We start from the raw sequence: 2886 nt of genomic DNA on the forward strand, positions 1-2886 counted from the left end.
CAGCGCATTGTTGATACAGCCATCAAAACGTCTGCTACCCCAGTCAAGTTTCGACCATTCAAACACCCGCTTGCCTTGCCCGCGCAGATAATTATCCGTAAAGGCTTGCGCAAGCAGAATGCGGTTACCGGCGACTACCCAGCCTTTTTCGGCCAAAAGCGCCTGCTGCGCGATAAAGTCCGGCAGCGGAATGCAGTCACCATCCAAAAAGACCAAGTATTCTCCGGTAGCCTGCAGGGCAGCCCGATTTCTGATTTCGGCCAAGCGGAACCCTTTATCCTCATGCCAGACATGCTTTAGTTGGCCTTGCAGACGACTCTGGAAGTGCGCCACAACCACCGCTGTCGCATTCGTTGACCCATCATCGGCAACAATCACTTCCCACCCATGCTCGCTAGCCGACTGATGGCAAAAACCTTCAAGTACCGACTGGAGTGCATCTGGACGATTATATGTACTTACAACAACTGAAATTTTCACTCCACACCCTTCTCTGCCAGATACATCAGCTTCAATTGCCGGTAAAACGTCCCTTCGGCATTGGCGACAGCCAGAATGAAGCCCTCGCGGCCGTCCAGAAAGCCGCGCCGCAAGACATAGGTCCGTATAAAAGACCATAGCGTCTTGGCGATCACGCTGGCCATACCGCCACTGCGCTTGCCACGCTGGTAACGCTGCTGGGCACCGGCTGCCGAATAGCGGTTCATCTTGTCGACCACTTGGTCCAGGTTGTCGAACGAGTAATGCAGCAGTTCCCCGGCTAATACCGGCGATGCACCGCTAAACAGTAGGCGCTCGTGTACCAGATCATCGGAGAAACGAGCCTCTCCGCGTCTAAACAGCCGCTGTACATGGTCAGGGCGCCAGCCGCTATGTTGCATCCAGCGTCCGCAGAAACTGGACAGTCGCGACAGGCTGAAGACATTTTCCGATGCCAGTACTACCGCCGTACGGATCGCCTCGGCCAGCTCCGGGCTGACAACTTCATCCGCATCCAGCGACAAAATCCAATCAGTTTCGAGCAGAGCCAGCGCACGGTTTTTCTGCATGCCGAATCCGGGCCAATCAGCGGTCTCAATAATTTTGGCCCCTGCTAGTCGGGCAATGGCAAGCGTCGCATCGGTACTGCCGGAGTCGACCACCACGATGTCCTGAACCCAAGGGCGCACAGCCGCTAGGCACTGATGAAGATGAGCCTCTGCATTTTTGGTGATGATGGCTACACCGATGCTCGGCATCGTTTTTACGGGGGAGGATTGCATGTTCAGCTTTGTTCGTGTCCGGCCTGATACTGCAGGCGGTGCAGGTTGTGATAAAGCCCGGCTTGCTTGATCAGCTCAGCATGCTGCCCAATCTCGGCGATTCTGCCCTGATGCATAACCACAATGCGATCGGCGTTCTCGATAGTAGACAAGCGATGGGCAACCACCAGCGTAGTGCGGTTCTTCATCAGATTTTCCAGCGCAGCCTGCACCAGTCGTTCCGATTGGGTATCCAGTGCGCTAGTGGCTTCATCCAGAATCAGGATGGGGGCGTTTTTAAGGATGGCTCTGGCGATAGCCAAGCGTTGACGCTGGCCACCTGATAACCGGGTACCATTCTCGCCGACGACGGTATCAAACCCTTGCGGCATGGCTTCGATAAATTCCAGCGCATTGGCCGCACGAGCCGCCTCGCGAATTTCATCGATGCTGGTCTCGCCAAAGCGGCCATAAGCAATATTGGCCGCAACGGTATCATTGAAGAGCACCACATCCTGGCTCACCAGCGCGATATGCGCACGCAAACTGGCCATGCTGATTTCGGTCAGCGCGATGCCGTCCAACAATATATGGCCGGATGTCGGTTCGTAAAAACGTGGAATCAAGCTAGCCAATGTAGTCTTGCCACTGCCGCTGGATCCGACCAAGGCAATCGTTTCTCCCGCATGCACATCAAGATCGATAGCAGAGAGCGCTTCACGCTCGGCACCGGGATATTGAAACGACAGCTTGCGAAAGCTGAGTGCACCTTTGGGTGCTTGTAAGCACTTTTTGCCATGATCAGGCTCGCTATGCTCGTCCAGAAAACTGAATACACTCTCGGCGGCGGCAAGACCTTTTTGCACCGTCTGACTGATACTGGTAATACGCTTGATCGGCGCAAACAGCATCAACATCGCGGTAAGAAAAGACATGAAATCCCCGGCAGAAAAATTGCCTGCCTGAGCCTGTAGGCCAGCATAATAAAGGATGACAGCAAGCGCACAAGCGATAAGAAGCTGGGTGACAGCCGTGCTGGCTGCACTGGTCGCACGCTCTTTTACCAGGTTGTGACGAATCGCTTCGGCAGCTAAACCAAAACGGCCGGCCTCATAAGACTCCCCGCCATAAACCTTGACCACACGCTGGCAATCTATGCTCTCGCTCAAGACTTGCGTCAGTTGCGCCATATCCTGCTGATTCTTACGCGATAGGCCGCGTAGACGCCGGCTGACAAAACGCACACATAAAGTAACGACCGGCATCACCGCCAGACAAATCAATGTCAGCTTCCAGTCGGTATATAACAATAAACCAAGCAGGCCAATAACCGTCACGCCATCCTTAATCGTGACGGTTATCACATTAAATCCGGCCTCGCTAACCTGATTCACATCAAAGGTAATCCGGGATAAAATACTACCGGACTGGTGATTGTCGTAATAATTGACCGGCAGACGCATCATGCGGGCGAACATTTCTTGGCGCAGACTTTGCACCAAGTGGCCGGATAGCCAGCTAGACGAATATTCATTAATAAAACTGGTGACTCCACGCAAAACAAACAAGCCGACAATAGCCAGCGGGGTCCATATAATGGCGGAGGAGTCCCTATCCACAAAGCCACCATCAATTAGCGGCTTCA

3 protein-coding genes are annotated in these 2886 nt (G+C 53.8%); all 3 read right to left on the reverse strand.

Annotation, left to right across the window (positions count from 1 at the left end; genetic code table 11):
- A partial coding sequence (locus tag ACRC1E_RS04320; protein ID WP_438513879.1) for a glycosyltransferase occupies positions 1–480 on the reverse strand: 480 nt, incomplete at its 3' end.
- The gene (locus ACRC1E_RS04325; RefSeq protein ID WP_438513880.1) at positions 477–1262 is read right to left on the reverse strand and encodes a glycosyltransferase family 2 protein; all 786 of its coding nucleotides are present in this window, start codon (positions 1260–1262) and stop codon (positions 477–479) included. The genes ACRC1E_RS04320 and ACRC1E_RS04325, both read right to left, overlap by 4 nt.
- A 2-nt stretch (positions 1263–1264) precedes the next feature.
- Positions 1265–2886 (reverse strand): lipid A export permease/ATP-binding protein MsbA (gene msbA, locus ACRC1E_RS04330; protein ID WP_438513881.1); only part of this gene is annotated, 1622 nt, incomplete at its 5' end.

The organism is Craterilacuibacter sp. (genome assembly GCF_051659485.1).
Taxonomy (GTDB): domain Bacteria; phylum Pseudomonadota; class Gammaproteobacteria; order Burkholderiales; family Chromobacteriaceae; genus Craterilacuibacter.

Bases quoted from the DNA above. Each gene is read 5' to 3' on its own strand.
- ACRC1E_RS04325 (WP_438513880.1), bottom strand. From the start codon at position 1,262: ATGCAATCCTCCCCCGTAAAAACGATGCCGAGCATCGGTGTAGCCATC.